Below are 18210 nucleotides of genomic sequence, written 5' to 3' on the forward strand. Positions count from 1 at the left end.
AAATCAGGTTAATTTTACCGCCCATGAGGATAGGAATTATTTTTGGAGGTCAGTCTCGCGAAAGAGAGATTTCATTTGCCGGCGGACGTACCGTCTACGATAATCTTAACAAAACGCTTTTTACCCCTGTACCCATTTTCATAGATAGTCTGGGCAACTTCATACTACTGGACTGGCAATACCTCTACAAGGGTACAATCAGGGATTTCTATCCATCGGCAGAGCACCTGCCCCCCAGCCCCCATTTCTTTCAGGTATACGCCGAGTCGCTGCTGGAAGAACCAGATCGCCTGGAGAAAAGCATGGCAGCTGTCGGACAAAAAATTACTCCGGATGAGCTGTCAAGGCATATCGATTTTGCCTTTCTTGCCCTGCATGGGCCTTATGGTGAAGATGGAAACATTCAGGGCATTCTGGAGTGGTATGGAATCCCCTATTCCGGAGCAGGCATACTGCCCAGCAGTATCGGTATTGACAAAGAGGTGCAAAAACGGGTCCTGAAAACCGCTGGTTTTGAGACACCAAAGAGCACCACCGTAGAACGTTCCCTGTGGCTCACCAGCAAAAATACAGTCATTCAAAACCTGGAGCAGGAGTTTACCTACCCGATGGTCATCAAAGCACCTCACCAGGGCTCCTCCATTGGTGTGAGTATTGCCGAGGATCGAGTTACGTTACAGGCAGGGCTCAATCGGTCATTTTTTATAGAAACCATTGAGATAGCAAGTTGGAAAGCAAAGTCAGATGAACAAAAGCGCAACCTCCTGATCACATTTACAGACATACGGGAGGGTCTCGGGTTTCCTGTGCTGGCCGCCGGACAAATGGTTTATCACCCTGAGAAACTATGGCAGTTGCTCGATCAAAGCGAAGAAGCCAACCTGGAACTGGAGTCTCCCAATGGAGAGGCGCTCGTACTGGTAGAGTCATTCATCGAAGGCCGCGAGTTTTCGTGTATTGTCATCGAAAACGAGGCTGGCGCCCCAATGGCCCTGCCCCCGACAGAAATCAAAAAACGCACGGATCTCTTTGACTACCGCTCCAAATATCTTCCTGGAATTAGCCGCAAGATCACTCCCATAGACCTGCCTGAGCAGGACATTGTGAGGATCATGAGGAAATCAGAGGCCCTTTTCACGGCGCTCCACAGTCAGGTATATGCCAGGATCGATGGTTTTTTTACGGCTGAGGGTGCTATTTTTCTGAATGACCCCAACACTACCTCGGGGATGCTGCCCTCTTCTTTCTTTTTTCATCAGGCAGCAGAGATCGGTTTCAACCCCTCACAGTTTCTTACCTATATCATTTCCAGAAGTATCTCCGCCAGACTCAATGCTGGTAAAAAGATCTATCACCTTTTAACACTAGCACAAACCCTGCAGGCCAACCTGCTGCAGGCAGCGGCTCATCAGGGAGAGAAGATCAAAGTGGCAGTGATCATGGGTGGTTTCTCTTCCGAAAGACACATTAGTGTGGAAAGTGGACGAAACATTTACGAAAAGCTGGCATCCTCCGGTAAATACCTGCCCATTCCGGTTTTCCTGACCGGTGATGAATCACAGCACCTGCTTTATCAGTTACCGATCAACATCATGCTGAAGGACAATGCTGATGATATCCGTGAGAAAATCACCCAACACACTGAGGTCACCCATCCGGTAATTGCTGGGATCAGAAAAAAAGCCCATCACCTGATGACCCAGTTTGCCTATGAAGAAGCGCTGCAGCTGGAGTCGCTCACCTATGACCAGCTGGCTACCCGGGTAGATTTTGCTTTTATTGCTTTGCATGGCAGGCCCGGAGAAGATGGTGCGGTGCAGGAGCAACTGGAGCTGAGAAATGTCCCCTACAATGGCTCTGGAGTGGATAGTTCCAGAATCTCCATTAATAAATACGACACTAACGAGCTCCTCAGGGCCAATGGCATCCTGGTGGCCGATCATATGCTCGTCTATCAGGAAGACTACCAGCAAAACCCTGAAAAAACCATCGAATCCATCACTTCGCGATTCAGTCTGCCGCTCATTGCCAAACCGGCAGATGACGGGTGCTCCTCTGCAGTGAAAAAGATCAAAACCCGGGCGGAATTGGAGGCTTTCGCCGAAATGATGTTTAGAAGTGAAGAGGCCTTTCTTCCGCAGCCCATGAAGACACTGAACCTGAAGGCCAACGAAGAGTTTCCTCAGAAAAACTTCTTCCTTGTAGAGTCCCTGATCAGTGCTGAAGGAGCGGATAAATTTCTGGAGATCACCGGTGGCATGCTCACCCGGCTACAGCCAGATGGCAGTCTCCACTATGAAGTGTTTGAACCTTCTGAGGCCCTGGCTTCCGGGGAGGTGCTTTCCCTTGAGGAAAAATTTCTTGCCGGTGAAGGTCAGAACATTACCCCCGCCAGGTTTGCAGACACTCCTGAGGGATATGCCACCATTGCCCGATCCGTAAAAGAGACCCTGGAGAAAACAGCACGAACCATTCAGGTAGAGGGCTACTGCCGGATCGACGCTTTTGTGCGAATCACAGGGCAGAAAGTAGACACCATCATCATAGAGATTAATTCGCTGCCAGGAATGACCCCTGCAACCGCCATTTTTCATCAGGCTGCACTCAATAATATGAAGCCTTATGAGTTTATAGACCAGATCATTCAATATGGGTTTGCCAGACATCAGGTGGAAAAATGACAAGCCCTCAATGAAAGATTTACAGTTTGTTTATCTTCGATTTTCAACAAGACCAGAACGTATAGCTATTTATGTCCATTTTTAAAGTCGACTCCTGGAAAGACCTGGCGCTTCACGCTTTCATTATCGTTGGTTTGGGGGTTGTTTTCATCTTCATTTTCTTTTTCATGTATCTGCCTATGAGTACCAATCATGGGGAAACGATCACCGTACCAGATGTGCGCGGCATTACAGTGGATGAACTGGATGACTTTCTGGGAATCCGTGACCTTCGTTATGAAGTGACTGCAGATTCCGGGTTTTCTGCCAACATGCCACCATTGGCCGTCTTGAAGCAATTTCCTCAGCCCAATGCCAAGGTAAAAGAAAATCGAAAAATCTATGTGACCCTCAATGCCGAAAGGGCACCGCTGGTAAGGATGCCTAAACTGGTGAGCGGATCGGTGAAAAATGCTCAGCTCGTACTCAAGACTTACGACCTGGAACTGGGAGAGATCAGGTATGTACCAGACCTGGCCCTCAATTATGTACTGGAACAGAGAACTGATGGACGTGAGGTACTGGAGGGCGAACGCATACCAAAAGGCTCCGTTATTGACCTGGTGGTGGGTGATGGACTCGGAAAGCAATCCCTGGAATCACCTAACCTTATCGGGTTGGATCTCGAAAGTGCGCAATTTGCCATTGTGGGCTCCGGATTAAAAATAGGAGAAACGAAGCACGAGAAGGAAGGTGTGGCCGTTATAGAAACCGAAATGGAAGACGGAACTTTCACTTACAAAGAACAAAGGGTATCACCAGGGGCAGTTTTCAAGCAACAACCTAGCGCCGGAGTACGCATGCGCCTTGGCCAGATGGTAGACCTCTGGGTCTATAGCCCGGACTCGTTAAATACCAATCCTACCCTACTGGATCAATAGTGCGCATCTACCTCTATAGCATCCTTTTCACGCTGGCCTGTGTAGGACAAGCCCAGTTTACGATTAAAGGCATTCAAAATGCCAATCATCGTCAGCTCCGTTCGGCCTCTGAGCATTCACTGACCTTACCGTTTTGGGATGACTTCTCCACCTCGGATGGCACCCCGGATACGCTCCTGTGGATTACAGGTGGGGACGTGTTTGTAAATGCCACCCTGGCTCAAAACCCACCCACCTATCGGGTGGCGACGTTTGACGGACTGAAAGGAAACGGCTTGGCGCACGACATTGCCAGCGGTTTCAGCGGACCTGCAGACAGCCTTATTTCTCAGCCGATTGACTTAAGTCAGATCAGTAATTTCAAAAAAACCACCGTCTACCTCAGCTTCTACTGGCAAGCCCGAGGCAACGGCGAGATTCCTGACGAAAAAGACTCCATTCGTGTGCAGTTTGCCACCGTGGACTCGCTGTGGGTGACGCAATGGGCACAGGTCGGGGGGCTCGAAAATGCATCCGATTACTTTCAGCAGGTGATCATCCCTGTTTCAGGTAATGAGTTTTTCCACGAGCGGTTTCAGTTCAAATTTCAAGCTTTCAGCAGCCTGAAAGGCCCGTTTGATACGTGGCACATCGATTATGTCTACCTCAATCAGGACAGAAGTGAAACTGATCTTTCGCATTTCGACAGGAGCCTCTCCGGAAGTGCATCACTTCTGTTTTCACCCTACTATGAAGTACCGGCAGATCATTTCTTCCGAAACCCTACCAAATACCTGAGTGGACAAAGTGTACTGGCTACCAACCTCGACGCAGAAACGGCCGTGGGCCATCCGCTGGATTACTACTATCAACTGGAAAACCTTACGACGGGCGAGGTTTATGATTTTACCTCCATGGGCAATGGCGGCCTGGGTGGTCTCGATCCGCTGGAATACAGAACCGTCCTGGGACCTTCTGATATAGCAATTGAAGCTTATAACACCCCACTGGACTCTCAGGTGATGATGTCTACCTTTTATTACGAAACGGGCGACAAAAACCTGTTTGAAGTGGTGAATGGGTCAGACACGGTGTTTCTTCCTGTCAACCTGAAAGTGAATGACACCATTCGTACCCGATACACCCTGCACAATCACTACGCCTATGACGATGGTACGGCAGAATTCGCCGCAGCTATCAATCTGCTAAAAGGTCAGGTAGCGGTTAAATTTGCTCTGGAAGAGGCCGATACACTCACTCATGTGGACATCTACTTTCCTGACATTGCACCAGACCCATCGGGAAGTTCCGTGGACATCCTGGTTTGGGACCGCCTGGACGATGCCAGGATACTCTCCAGGCAGCCCTATACCATCCAAAGTCCAACCGGACTCAATGAATTTACCCGAATCAAACTCAGTCAGCCCGTGCTCACCAGAGATACTGTCTACGTAGGTTATCAGCAGTTTACGGACAATTACCTGGGCGTGGGCTTTGACAGAAGCAACACCATTGCCAGCAATAATATCTATACCAACGTGACGGGCGTTTGGGAGCAAAACACCCGACTAAGTGGGGTACTCATGATTCGTCCGGTCTTTGAATTTGATTCTACTTTTATCCTCAGTACTCCTACTCCCCTTGCGGAGATCACAGCCTATCCCAATCCCTCCACAGGTACGCTCAGCATTAATGGGAACTTCAATCAACTAACTATTTTCAACCTTTCGGGCCAGGCGGTCTATTCATCTGATAAGCGGTCATCCTATGATCTTTCATTTTTGGAGGATGGGATATATTTGCTAAAAATAAACAGCAAAAATTCCATTACCACCCAAAAACTGATCATCAGGAAATGAATGACATTACCCCGGAAGAATTAAAATCGAGACTCGAAAAGGGCGAAACCCTACCCCTGTTCGATGTGCGTGAGGATTGGGAGTACGATGAATCCAATATTGGCGCCGAGCTTCTCCCACTTGCCAGCATACCCCTCAGACTCAAAGAACTGGAACCCCTGAAAGCAAAAGAAGTGATTGTACACTGCAAAAGTGGATCCAGAAGCCATCAGGCCAAAAAATACCTTTCCAAGCAAGGCTTCAGACAGGTGAGATCGCTCATCGGAGGCATAGAAGCGTACCTAAACAACCAAAAATGAAAAAATTACTTATCACCGCATTGATTGCAACAAGCTTCACTGGTTATGCCCAATATCCTTGTGAAAACGGCCTGGCAGACGGGGCCTACCCCTGCAATCAAATCACCCTCATGGGTCGCCTGATTCCCGAGGAAATAGATGCTGTAGAGCATCATGGTAACTTTCTCAATGACATATGGGGTTGGACAGACCCAGACTCAGGAAGTGAATATGCACTGGTTGGATTGGTAGATGGAGTAGCTTTTGTGGACGTGACTGTCCCTACTAACCCACTTTACCTGGGTAAGCTGCAAGAGAGCGCCACCTCCAATGGGCGAGTGAGCAGAGTTGGTGATGTGCAGCACGGAAAATCGAGCTGGCGAGACGTCAAAACTTTCAATAACCACGCCTTCATCGTAAGTGACCTCAATGGAGCACATGGCATGCAGGTATTAGATCTGACCAAACTCAGAGGGCTGGATGGCAGCACCGCCGTAAAATTTAAAGCAGATGCTCAGTATGAAGAATTCGGTTCGGCACACAACATAGTGATCAATGAAGCAACCGGGTTTGCCTATGTGGTTGGGATATCAGATGGTGGCACCAAATGCAGTGGCGGTCTGCACGTGATCGACATCAATGACCCGAAGAATCCTAAATTCGAGGCTTGCTTCAGCACCGACGGATATACCCATGATGCCCAATGCGTCATCTATCAGGGAGCGGATGCAGACTATCAGGGCCAGGAAATATGCTTCAATTCCAATGAAGACACGTTTACCATCGTGAATGTGGATGACAAGGACAACATGTCCATGATTAGCCGCACCGGATATGATCGGGTTTCATACACCCATCAGGGCTGGCTCTCAGAGGATCATCGTTTTTTCCTGTCCAATGACGAGTTGGACGAAAACGCCCATGGATTTAATCCGCGCACACTCATATGGGACATAGAAGACCTGGACGCACCTGTACTCCTTGGCGAATATTACAACAATGCAGCGGCCATTGACCACAACCTCTATACCCACAACGGACTCGCCTATGAATCGAACTATTTTAGCGGCCTGAGGGTGCTGGATATGGCTCAGGTGGCTGACGGAAAACTGCGGGAGCGGGCATATTTCGATACCTATCCGGCAGCTGATGTGATTGAGTTCGGAGGTACCTGGAGTAACTACCCGTATTTTGAAAGCGGAACGATCATCGTATCAGACATGAACAACGGATTGTTTGTCCTACGGCTCGATTTGGACGATGACATCATAGCCACTCACCCTGGCGACAAAGAGGGTTGTGAGAATGAAGAAATCTCATTCGTGGTGGAAGCAACCGGAAGTGGCCATACCTATCAGTGGCAGTGGTTCAACGGCACAACATATGTGAATCTGGGTGACGACAATCAAATCAGTGGGGCTCAAACCAATGAGCTCAAAATCATGGCTCAAAACAACTACGAAGGAGATATTCTGAGGTGTAAAATCACAGATCCAAATGGTGCACTTCACTATTCTTTTCCCACCTCATATGCCATCAAAGGCGAGCCGCTGGTAGTTGCTTTCAACTTTACGGAGACCACACCCGGCACGGTGCAATTCACTAACGAGAGCAGCGGAGCACAATCTTACGCCTGGGACTTTGGAGATGGCAGTACCTCCGATGAGGAAAATCCCACCCACACTTTTGAATATGGCGTGTTTAATGTGACCCTCACCGCGACCAATGAGTGTGAAACAGCGGAGCTTACGAAGGAAACATTTGTAGTCACTGGTCTCGATGATGAATCAAAGTATTTCAATATTTTTCCAAACCCTTCATCAGACCTGGTCAATGTCTTCAGTCAGGAAAGCGGGATGCTGGAAATCCGGGACAGCTCTGGCAAGCTTTCACATCAGCAAGCCATTACACGGGGAGCCCATGTCATCGGACTCAATCACCTGCGCCATGGGCTTTACTTCATTTCGATCCAGACACCTGAAGCCTTCGTGGTGAAGAAACTCATCATTCAGTAAGCAACTCTGGTATCTCCAATATAAAGGGCTGGGGGCTAAAGCATAAAATGAATATGATCAATGCTACCCAGCCCAATAACTTCCTTTCTGCAGAGAGTGGGGTATTGTCGAGTACGGGAGGATGAACGACCCCCATAAACCTGCCCAATAGTAAACCAAACAAAAGCCAGCCGCTGTATCCTTCCCACTGAAAGAGGTAATGCACGATAAACTGAGTGGTAAACATAATGGCAGCGAACATCCATCGATCCTGTCTGCTCTTGAACATACTGGCCGCACAGATAAACAGAAAGTATAAATAGGCCACCATCAATATCAGAAAATGCAGGGAACTCTCCAGCCCCACATCTGCCAGGTCCTTCATGGTAATGAGCCCAAGGCCTGCGTAAAACAGGAAGAGCGCAAACAGTGCCTTTGATACCTTTTCATGCCGCCTGGCCCCTATCAGTCCAAACAGGATATGACCACCATCCAGCTGTCCGATGGGTAACAGGTTGAGTGCGGTAAAGAACAATGCGAGATATCCCGCCAGTAAAAAGGGATAGTGAATGATTTCATTCTCGTGGGGCATTCGCTCTGGATCCGCTACATATTCCTCAAAAAACCAGAAAATGGCATTCGAGCCAAAGCGAAATGTGGCGGTGCTGTCATTGTCATAAACATGATCGGCATAGTCCAGTCCGTACTGTTCATACTCAGGATGCACCTGATAGATGTACTCTGGTTCCGGAAGATTGGCAAAACCATACCAAATCACTCCAATAGCAATCACAAAACCAGCCAGCGGACCGGAGATTCCCACATCAAAATAGTGTTTCAGGCTGTAGATATGATCCTTGATGCGAATGAAGGCCCCCATGGTACCAAAGGACGGGGACAGGATGAACCCCAGCCACATGGGGATGTAGTATGGAAGAGTGACGCGGATATTGTGATGCCTGGCCGTGAAGTAATGACCAAACTCGTGAAAAGTCAGAATGAGAAGAAAAGGGATAGAAAACTGAAAGCCACCCATGAATTCGTCCCAGGTCATCAATAAATCATCATCCACCCACAACACATATTTGGAGTACATCCATTCTGCACCAGCCAGTGTGGTAGTGATGATCGTCAGTAAAAAAAGCGCTATTTGAATGAGGAGCTGCTTGTGTTTTTTAATCATGAATGAGAATTTCGAATATCTGATCTGGGAACTGTACCTGCTCGGCATTGATACCAACCTGTCTGGCAGCCTCTATGTTTTCTATTTTATCATCCAGGAAAAGCGATCGTTGCGGATCAAGGCCCTGTTCTCCTATGATAAACTCATAGATGTCGGCATTGGGCTTCCGGTAGCCAATCAAATGAGAATAATAGGCTGTGTGAGCAAAGTCCTTCATGGGTTTGCCCACCAGATTCATCACCATAGCGTCGAAGTAGCGCTCATGCATGGCATTGGTGTTGCTGAGGATGAGCACGCGGTGAGATTCCATGAGTTTTTGCATCAGCTCCAGGCGACCGGAGGATATCCCTTTGATCATCAGGTTCCAGGCATATTCAAAATCCGAAAGGGAGATCTCAGAGCGAAAGAGTTGATTGATCTCATGAACAAACTGCGCATCATCGATCTGACCGGTTTCATAGCGGTACAAATACGGAGAACCGACGATCAGCTCCCTCAGGTCCCTGCCACGACCGTTGGTCAGTCTGGAAAACTCCGCAATGACGGCCTGGGGATCCAGATCCACGATGACCTCTCCCAGGTCGAAAATAATTGTGTCAATTTCTGATAGTCTCTTTGGCACTTCGTTGTTTAATTAGCGGCAAATATCTAATATTGCACCTCCAAAACAAAGGCAGTCGTAAGGCTGTTTTTTGTTACAGTGCATCAAGCCGAAAGCGAGAAAGTGCTGGTTCGAGCTGACATCTCGGATAGAAAAAAACTGTAGGGCCTATAGCTCAGTTGGTTAGAGCACCTGACTCATAATCAGGTGGTCCCTGGTTCGAGCCCAGGTGGGCCCACAAAAACCAGCTTCCATATTCGGGAGCTGGTTTTTTTTATTATGGCTAATTTCTACTGTTACATCATTTACAGCCGTTCTTTGAATCGATTTTACATCGGTGAAACCGAGGACATTGATTTGAGAATTGATCAACACAATAGTGGTTTCTATAAGCACGCTTTCACCACACAAACTCAAGATTGGGAGTTGTTCCACGCCATAAAATGCACAGACAGAAAACAAGCACGGTTGATCGAACTTCATATCAAAAAGATGAAAAGCAGGAAGTACATCGAGAACCTGAAAAAGCACCCGGAAATAAGTGAAAAGCTCAAAATCAAATACCAATAGGTCCCTGTCCCGATAGCTATCGGGACGAGCCCAGGTGGGCCCACATTGATCATCAGGCAGTTACGTTTTTCGTAACTGCTTTTTTTATGCTTTTTTGGCTCACGGTATAGTCAGACGGTATAGTTGATCTGCTGAAACACTCCTCTCTCAAGCAATACCATACAGTAGATCGTATTTTAACACGACGAACAAAAAGTGATATTTTTTTGTATTTATATAAAATATTTAAGCACTTTGCAATCACAAACTCCCTCAGCAGATATGGCAATTGCTATTAAAAGCATACCAACTTTGGAAAATCAAGCGGCACAATCTTTTGTTAAAAAGGCTGAAAGTTCTGTGCAAAAGAGAGGTACCGTCGATTTCAGCAAGCAGATCAAGTCTGCCAGCAACATTCTCGCAAAGGCGCAATTAAAGTAATACCACAGTGAGTTTCCTTGAGGATCACTGTACCCTGCGCTTACTCAATCAAGAATTATTAGATACCTGCTCTCCATTCATCTGCGATGATGCTGATTTGAATGACTTCTTTATTAATGATTGCATTGCCTACAATAATGAGTTATTAGGCCGCACCTATTGCTTCACGTTGGATACAGACCCGTCTCAGATTGTTTGTGCTTTCACTGTTTCCAATGACAGCATAAAGGCCAGGTTGTTACCAAAACCCTCAAAGAATCGATTAAACAGAAATGTAAACAACCAAAAAAGGGGTTTAAAAAGTTATCCTGCGGTTCTCATTGGACGTTTAGGTGTAGCTCAATCATTTGAAGGGAGAGGAATCGGCAAGGAGCTAATGGATTTCATCAAAGCCTGGTTTATTGATGGTGCCAATAAAACAGGATGCAGATTTGTGGTAGTCGATGCTTACAATCAACCGAAAGTACTGTCATACTATAAAAAGAACGGCTATCAATCGCTCTTCCACTCTGAAGAGGAAGAAAAAGAATATTCCGCCATTCAGAGTGATGATCAGCTGGAAACCAGGCTACTCTTTTTCGATCTCATTCTGTTGATTAAGTAACCAGACATGACTCACTTCAGTTTTTGCGTAAAAAGCTGGCTTCTACATCCATACACATATTGAAGATGACACCTAAGTATTTCGGAAAAGTATATCTTTAACACCAACACCGGGAAGAATCCCACTCCAACCCTTCATTCACATGCAATCAGAAGAAACTGACCAGAAAAAAGGATTTAAGTATCTACTAAGGGAATTGATCGTTCCAAAAATCGAACGAATTTCAATGATCATCCTCCTGTTGGCACTTGTTTTCAGATACCTCCAAATTGGTGAAACCGCCGCAATGATCGGTATAGGCCTCACCACCCTGGCGGTGACCTCCTACCTGTACGCATTCCTTTACAAAACCGAAGGCCTGATGGAGACCCTGTCCATTAAACTGGGCCACATTGCCTGTGCGGTAGCGATCGTCGGCATCATGTTTCGACTCATGCAGCTGCCGGGTAGTGCGACCATGCTCCATATAGGCGCGGGTTCCCTCACACTAGGTGCCATTTTGGTGGGCTATCAATTGGCCACCAACCACACGAGTATGATGAAACAAGCCACCACCAGGTATTTGATTGTGCTGGTGCTTACACTGATCATAATTTTCCTTTGAGTCGTGCTCCACTTCGGAACAAAATCGTCACAGTAAAAGGATATAAATTAAGCCTTGAGTAATTGTATCTGCAAACACTATTTTACTCCCACAACCCCACCAAAGTCACATCCTTACCGTCTGAGGTCAACGAATAAGTAGCCACCTCCCCCAGCCCCAGAAACTTAAATCGCAACCCCACCAACCGGCCCATGGTTTTCTGATACGCCGACTGATACACTACCTCTCCGCCTACGGAAACAACCACATTCCTATCTTCTACTTCTATAGCCACCTCGGTAAAGTCCGACAGGTCTACACCAAACGCGGATAGGTCATTGGCCTTTCCACTCAGAAAAACATCATTGAGCATGAGGTTATTATCGGAGCTGCATCCCACCCTCGAAAAAGGAATGATCATGGCGCCTTTAGTGCCCAACACGTACACCCCAACCGATTGGCAAACCGCCCATTGATCATCATAAGTATTTCGCAGGGTGGCCTTCAGTGTGAAGTGATCCCCTGAGACTTCTCCCAGATCATCTACAAAGTGATATACTGTCATCAATGGATCTTTGGACCCTTTCACTTCAGTACCGATCTCCTCGGGATAAAAAAGCTCCTTCTGGTCGCTCATACCGAGCCTGAAGTATTTAGGAACGGGAGTGTACTCCACCGTCCCAATCCACCCATTGCTTTTCAGAAACAAATCATGCGATGCGACCACTTCATCGTCGATCAGGAGTTTGGCCCGAAAGTAACCCGGGAAGTAATAAATACCCGTCGCCTGCTGCTGGTCATCTGAGATGCTGATGGTCCTGGTAGGATCCCAATATTGCTGGATATGGATATGGTCAGATTGCACTCCCTGGAGATCCAAATCAAAGACCACCGAATTCGGGTAGGTCCTGGCCAAAGTCCTGCTGGAGAACGTAATTCCTTCCGGAAGCTCCTCCGCGCCGGGTCGTTTATTACCGATCAGTACCACAGTCAAAAGCGCCAATAAAAACCCGGCTGTCACGTACAGTGACTTTTTAGGGAAATGAGATTGCTTCTTTATTTTTCGGGAAGAATTCTGCTTGAAATCACGCCAGTTTTCATAACCACAAAACTGCGATAAGGTATCCAGTGTGCTAATGCTAGGCACACTATCATGATTGACCACTCCCCAAAAGCGCTTGAGCGTAGTAGCACTGAGCATGACCTGACACGCTTCAAAAACCTTCTCGCTGAGTTCAGAGAATACACTGCTATGCCAGTCCAATCCCGGCCCCCAACCCAGCTTTTGCTCGATTTCTGCTTTTAGTCGGCTCACTTCGTCACTATGCAGTACGGTCTTTCTCATTAGGTTTAAAGTTGGGCATTATTCACTTCCTGAACAATCATGAATCATTATGAACGAACTTGCTCCCGAAGGGTTTGTCCGTCATCCATGCTCCATCGTATCTAGTGGCATGAAACAAAACTTAATCATAACCCTCGCCCTATTGGGCCTTGCATCAATAGGCAACGCCCAAGTGATTCCCCTGGATACAGCACTTTGGGAAATCAATGCGCAATCTTATGTGCTGGAAACCTATAAAGGTCAGCAAGCCATCTACTTACAGGGTGGATCCATGTCCCCAAAGGAGGTCACTTTCCTCAATGGTACCATCGAATTTGATATCTACCTCAAAGAAGAAGCGGCATTTCCCGGAGTGAATTTTCGATCGGTGGACAGTGGAGACATGGAGCAGTTTTACCTGAGGCCCCACCTGCCCGGCAAGCCTGACGCCAACCAGGCGGCACCCGCTGTGAAAGGCGTAACCCCCTGGCAACTCTATTTCGGACCTAAGTATTCGTTTCCTTATGACTACAAATACGATGATTGGACCCATGTGAAAATAGTGGTGAATGGCGATAAAGCCCAGGTATATATGGATTATTCCGAAAAGCCACACCTGTCCTGGGTGCTGTTTCATCCCGCGCAGCCAGGTCAGGTGGTTTTTCGTGGTGGTGGCGCCTCAGGTATGCACCTGGCCAATATGAGTATTAATCATAATGAGTATGAACTCCTGGATTTCAAGCCCGGCATAAGGGAACCCATAGAAGGACTCGTACCCGCCTGGCAGGTATCTGATATGTTTGAGGAAAAACTGCTGGCAGACCCTGCGAGTCTCCAACAGCTGATTGCAGAGCGGAAATGGGGCGGCACCATAAAAGTGGAAGAAGGCGCTGCTGCAAACATCTCCAGAGTACAAACCCTCTATGACGGCTCACCCGGGGAGACCGTCCTTGCCCGGATCATCATTCAATCAGAAAAGGACCAGGTCAAATTATTTCACTTTGGGTACAGTGACCGGGTGGTGGCTATACTCAATGGCCAGCCCATCTACCGTGGCAATAACAGGTGGCACTCCAGGGATTACCGCTATTTGGGCACGGTCGGGTTGTTTGATGCCATCTATCTAAACCTGAAGAAAGGAGAAAACACCCTTTTAATGGCCGTATCTGAGGACTTTGGGGGCTGGCTGATCACGGGGAAATTTGACCACCCTGATGGTGTCATCGTCAGGGAGCCCTGAAAATGCGTGATGTAAAAACCGGCTCATGGCCCGCCTGCCGCTCAGGAATGACGTCCTTTTCTATGTCGTCATTCAGGTTTTGGACAAAGCTTAGCAATGGACAAATCCAGGATGCCCAACTCAGTGACCTCTATCACGTGCTATGCGACGCACTTAATTGCCGAGCAACATATATTTCGAGGAGAGATAACAAAAAAAGCCATTTCGATAATCGAAATGGCTTTTGCAACACGTTATAGCGTCCTTTCAATACCTAATGTTGGTATTTGAGTACGATCCTATGTTTAGATACCTGACCTGACTTATCCAATAGTTCGATCAGGTAAACACCGGCATTAAGGTTTGTTAAATCAACTTGAGCGCTTGTATCTGTAAGCACTAACCTGCCAGAGGTGTCAAATATTTTCACTTCCTCCACCTCTACTCCCATGATATTGAGCATCCCTTTTGTCGGGTTTGGATAAACCACAAGACCAACGTGATCAACTCCGCCCAAAATCAAAGGCTCCTCTATATCGATCAAACTGACCGTGATAATACCTGATGAAGTCAGGGTGCCATCAGACACCTCCAAAGTCAATACAAAAGTCGATTGGGTTTCAAAATCCAACTGAGAGGCATCGGCCACCGTCAATTCTATTCCATTCTCAATGGCAAAAGCGCCTGAGGCATCTCCATCTGTAATTGATATGGTCAAGTCGTCAGACTCAGGATCAGAAACCTCCAGAACACCTACTAGTGTTCCTCCCGGCGACTCCTCATCTACGATAAAACTTGTCTCGACAATAGTCGGGGCTTCATTTACATCCACTACACTGATTGTCACATTACCCTGAGTGAAAAGATCACCATCAGATACCGTCACGTTTAGCGTGAACTCCGGGTTGATTTCAAAGTCAATCACTTCAGCAGTAGCCACGGTCAGTTCGCCCGCTTTACTCAGGTTAAAAGCATCATTCGTATTTCCCGAAGTGATGAGATATTCCAACACATCACCCTCAGGGTCATTAGCGGCTAGTGTGGCTACCACTATGCCTACCGATACATTCTCATTAATGGTAAAAGCTTGATCAGACAGTGAAGGTGCCAGATTACCATCGTCAGTTACGGTGATCGTAATGTCCACAGACCCAGTGTTGCTGCCATCAGAAGCCTCCACCCCAATCAAGAACTCCTGCCGGGTTTCAAAATCCAGGGCCTCCGCACTATTTACCGTCAGCTCCCCTTCACTACTAATCGCAAAAGCGTCATCTGAATTTCCAGAGACAATGGCCCAGGTCAAAGGTTCGTCCTCCGGATCAAAAGCCGATATGAATCCTAAAGAAGCTCCTGTTGTCGCGTTTTCCGCTACGGTGAAGGTACCTGCTGAGAGCACAGGCTCTTCGTTGACATTCACCAGCTCAATGGTGATCAATCCGATGGCTTCTGAATTTCCGTCGCTTACAGACACTTCCAGTTCAAAAACTGGAGTCGATTCAAAATCCAGAGCTGTTCCATCCAACACTCCCATACTCCCGGTAGATTCGTCAATTTCGAATGCCCCAAGATCATTCCCGGATCGGATAGCAAAGGTAATCAGATCGCTTTCCGGGTCAGTGGCCACCACATCGCCTACCAAAGTTCCTGCTACGCTATTTTCATCAAGGGTAAAAGTCTGATCAGCTATTTGAGGAGATTGATTCGCAGGATTAACTGTCAAAGTAAAACCGGAACTTGCCGTATTATGCTCGGCCTCACCATCATCTGCTGTGACGATAAATTCCTGAGTGCCAAACGCACCAGTCACACTGGTAATCGTGATAGCTCCTGTTGCAGCATCGATCGCCACGTTTGCAAACTCAACTGAAGCCGGCTCCATGGAATAGGTTACCATTTGCTCCTCTTCATTGGCTGGTACAGCTCCAGGTGTCACGGTGACCATCTCAGTACCAGTAAAGTCCTGCGCTAAGTTTACATCTCCTGATAGCGCAAATACAGGCGCATCATTGACTGAGGTCACCTCAATAGACATGGTAGACGAACTGACACTAAGGGTGCTCGCATCACCTACTGTGAAATCAAATGAATCAGTCCCAGCAAAGTCTGCTCCACCGAAGTATTCCAATCGCTCAATGTCCGACACAAGTATCTCCTGATCAATAGAAACCAATTGCCCATCTAGTGACAACTCCCCATATGTTGGTAACAAATTGATTTGAAGACGGGTAAAGGTGGAACCATTTCCACTGGAATAATTAAAGTCATCAGCGGAAAAGGTCAATATAGAATCTTCCTCTACCGTCAGGGTGTTGTTTTGTGAGAGTGGCCCATTGGAGATGGAAAACTTTCTTCGCTCAGCAATGCTCCATTTCCCCAAATCATCCCTCACGCGTATGGAAAGCAAATAATCACCTTCCACTAAATCACTCACCACTATTTCCAGCTGTTCATCAATGGAAGCGCCATTCGCACTCAGGTCTAATGCCATAGCCTGACCCACACCGGGATCATCACCGATAAAATACTCCGCACTTACTATGAGCTCAGAAGTTGTCGCTGCTGAAGGTTGTGGCATGATGTAAAGCGTACGTGAAAAGGGAGTCCCCCAGGCACCCTGATCGTCTTTTACCCTAACCACCAGCTGGTGAAAACCAGCGGATAACGAAGAAACATCAATGGTTGTGATCAAATCCAGGCTGTCGCTGGCACTTACATCTATACTTATCCCATTACCCACCCCCGGGTCATTGTCAAAAAAGTACTCAATGCCAGTCACTGTACCATCCGTACCCCCTGTACCCTCAGCGATATCCATCAGGTAGAAAGTCCGATTGAAGTAACTGCTCCATCGTCCCAAATCATCCTGAGTCCTCACCATTAGCTGGTGAAACCCGGCAGATAATGCGGATAAGTCTATACTTTCCACTATCTCTACTGCGTCCGTAGCAGTAAATGAAATTGGGGTGCCGTTGCCAACTCCCGGGTCGGTATCAAAAAAGTATTCAACATACTGTAACTGAACATCAGCCACTGCCTCATGCGCCACTGAAATGAATGAGGACTGGCTCAACGTTCTTGATCGATTGTCAGCGTCCGTCACTGTCAGACTTACCTTATAGGTACCTGGTTGCGAATAAGTATGGCTCGGGTTGGCTAAAACAGAAGTTGCTCCATCTCCAAAGCTCCAGGCATAATTCGTAATACTGGCATCAGAGCTGGACTCGCTGGAAAAAACAACATCCAATGAGCCCGTTCCCGAATGGCTATCTACGGAAAAATCCGGGAATAGCACCTCACTATACAAGGCATCCACTTCTGCCGCACTAACAGATCTGTTGTAGATCCTGATGTCATCAATGGCTCCTTCAAAAGGATAGCCAACAGTGATGGCCCCAGAACCCAAAGCAGGTTGGCTCACAGCTTGTTCTGCTTTCAGATCACCATTCAGATATGCACTCAGGGTGGCCCCATCATAAGTCAAAGTAGCCATATGATAAAACCCTGGTTTTCCACTATTTGTGGTCATGGAGGTAGTATTCCCACTTCCATCCGAAGTGGTGAATTTTAACCCCTCATTGACGGCTGAAATGGTATACAAAGTACCGGCATCAATCATGGTACCCAGATCCAAAACTCCTGAATCATCATCGAAACCATCTACAATATTGTACCAAAAAGAAATGGTAAAAGACGAACTTCTCAAAGCTGCGTCGGAGGAGGTTAAAGCCGCGGCTACACTGCTCCCATTAGACCCTTTCGAAAATCTCCGGGTATTGAAAAGCCCAAATCTATCTGAAATCTCATAGTTGTTGCTTCCATTGGCGTAAATGCCATCGTATCCATTTCCTGACGCATCAGTCATGTCGCCTTCCATTTTGTAATGAGCCGTCAGGCCATTGTCAAGGTCAACCTGGGCAAAGGCATTTTGACCTGTCATTACAATTAGGAGCGTCAGAAAACCCAGTTTTCTAATAACTTTCATCACTATGTTGTTT

At 47.2% G+C, this 18210-nt stretch carries 14 protein-coding genes and 1 tRNA gene; 11 read left to right on the plus strand and 4 right to left on the minus strand.

Annotated features, from left to right (window positions below):
* The first annotated feature begins 23 nt into the window (after positions 1–23).
* The 5 genes from RIH33_RS03390 (at position 24) to RIH33_RS03410 (ending at position 7732) form a co-directional block, all read left to right on the plus strand.
* Positions 24–2681: a D-alanine--D-alanine ligase gene (locus tag RIH33_RS03390; RefSeq protein ID WP_406653672.1), complete on the plus strand. Its 2658-nt coding sequence runs from the start codon at positions 24–26 to the stop codon at positions 2679–2681.
* Positions 2682–2752: 71 nt separating this feature from the next.
* Positions 2753–3601, plus strand: a complete 849-nt coding sequence (locus tag RIH33_RS03395) for a PASTA domain-containing protein (RefSeq protein WP_406653674.1) — start codon at positions 2753–2755, stop codon at positions 3599–3601.
* On the plus strand, positions 3601–5439 hold the full coding sequence (locus RIH33_RS03400) for a T9SS type A sorting domain-containing protein (RefSeq protein ID WP_406653675.1): 1839 nt from the start codon (positions 3601–3603) through the stop codon (positions 5437–5439). Before RIH33_RS03395 ends, RIH33_RS03400 begins: the two co-directional genes overlap by 1 nt.
* Entirely contained in the window at positions 5436–5738 is a 303-nt protein-coding gene (locus RIH33_RS03405) for a rhodanese-like domain-containing protein (protein WP_406653677.1), read from the plus strand. Before RIH33_RS03400 ends, RIH33_RS03405 begins: the two co-directional genes overlap by 4 nt.
* A complete protein-coding gene (locus tag RIH33_RS03410) occupies positions 5735–7732 on the plus strand; it encodes a choice-of-anchor B family protein (RefSeq protein WP_406653678.1) in 1998 nt (665 codons plus the stop codon). Before RIH33_RS03405 ends, RIH33_RS03410 begins: the two co-directional genes overlap by 4 nt.
* Here the strand turns inward: RIH33_RS03410 and RIH33_RS03415 are convergent.
* Both RIH33_RS03415 and RIH33_RS03420 read right to left on the minus strand, forming a co-directional pair.
* Positions 7722–8894, minus strand: a complete 1173-nt coding sequence (locus tag RIH33_RS03415; protein ID WP_406653679.1) for a site-2 protease family protein — start codon at positions 8892–8894, stop codon at positions 7722–7724. The two genes, RIH33_RS03410 and RIH33_RS03415, sit on opposite strands and share 11 nt — an antisense overlap.
* On the minus strand, positions 8887–9516 hold the full coding sequence (locus RIH33_RS03420; RefSeq protein ID WP_406653681.1) for an HAD family hydrolase: 630 nt from the start codon (positions 9514–9516) through the stop codon (positions 8887–8889). The genes RIH33_RS03415 and RIH33_RS03420 overlap by 8 nt, the downstream gene beginning before the upstream one ends.
* A gap of 143 nt (positions 9517–9659) precedes the next feature.
* Between RIH33_RS03420 and RIH33_RS03425 the strand changes: the two genes are divergently transcribed.
* The 5 genes from RIH33_RS03425 to RIH33_RS03445 all read left to right on the plus strand — a co-directional run bounded on the left by RIH33_RS03425 (position 9660) and on the right by RIH33_RS03445 (position 11693).
* Positions 9660–9733: transfer RNA gene (locus RIH33_RS03425), tRNA-Ile, on the plus strand.
* Between the two features lie 41 nt (positions 9734–9774).
* Positions 9775–10065, plus strand: coding sequence for a GIY-YIG nuclease family protein (locus RIH33_RS03430; protein ID WP_406653682.1), 291 nt, complete (start codon positions 9775–9777; stop codon positions 10063–10065).
* A 261-nt stretch (positions 10066–10326) separates the two neighbouring features.
* On the plus strand, positions 10327–10485 hold the full coding sequence (locus RIH33_RS03435; RefSeq protein ID WP_406653684.1) for a hypothetical protein: 159 nt from the start codon (positions 10327–10329) through the stop codon (positions 10483–10485).
* Positions 10486–10492: 7 nt separating this feature from the next.
* Entirely contained in the window at positions 10493–11089 is a 597-nt protein-coding gene (locus RIH33_RS03440) for a GNAT family N-acetyltransferase (protein WP_406653686.1), read from the plus strand.
* Positions 11090–11231: 142 nt separating this feature from the next.
* Positions 11232–11693, plus strand: a complete 462-nt coding sequence (locus RIH33_RS03445) for a hypothetical protein (RefSeq protein WP_406653688.1) — start codon at positions 11232–11234, stop codon at positions 11691–11693.
* An 82-nt stretch (positions 11694–11775) separates the two neighbouring features.
* On the opposite strand, the gene RIH33_RS03450 is transcribed toward RIH33_RS03445, so the two are convergent.
* Positions 11776–13017, minus strand: coding sequence for a hypothetical protein (locus RIH33_RS03450; protein WP_406653689.1), 1242 nt, complete (start codon positions 13015–13017; stop codon positions 11776–11778).
* Between the two features lie 49 nt (positions 13018–13066).
* On the opposite strand from RIH33_RS03450, the gene RIH33_RS03455 reads away from it, so the two are divergent.
* The gene (locus RIH33_RS03455; protein WP_406653691.1) at positions 13067–14236 is read left to right on the plus strand and encodes a hypothetical protein; all 1170 of its coding nucleotides are present in this window, start codon (positions 13067–13069) and stop codon (positions 14234–14236) included.
* A 253-nt stretch (positions 14237–14489) separates the two neighbouring features.
* On the opposite strand, the gene RIH33_RS03460 is transcribed toward RIH33_RS03455, so the two are convergent.
* Entirely contained in the window at positions 14490–18197 is a 3708-nt protein-coding gene (locus tag RIH33_RS03460; protein WP_406653693.1) for a cadherin domain-containing protein, read from the minus strand.
* Positions 18198–18210 lie beyond the last annotated feature (13 nt).

It is taken from the genome of Marinoscillum sp. (assembly GCF_040222955.1).
In the GTDB taxonomy this organism is placed as follows: Bacteria; Bacteroidota; Bacteroidia; order Cytophagales; family Cyclobacteriaceae; genus Marinoscillum.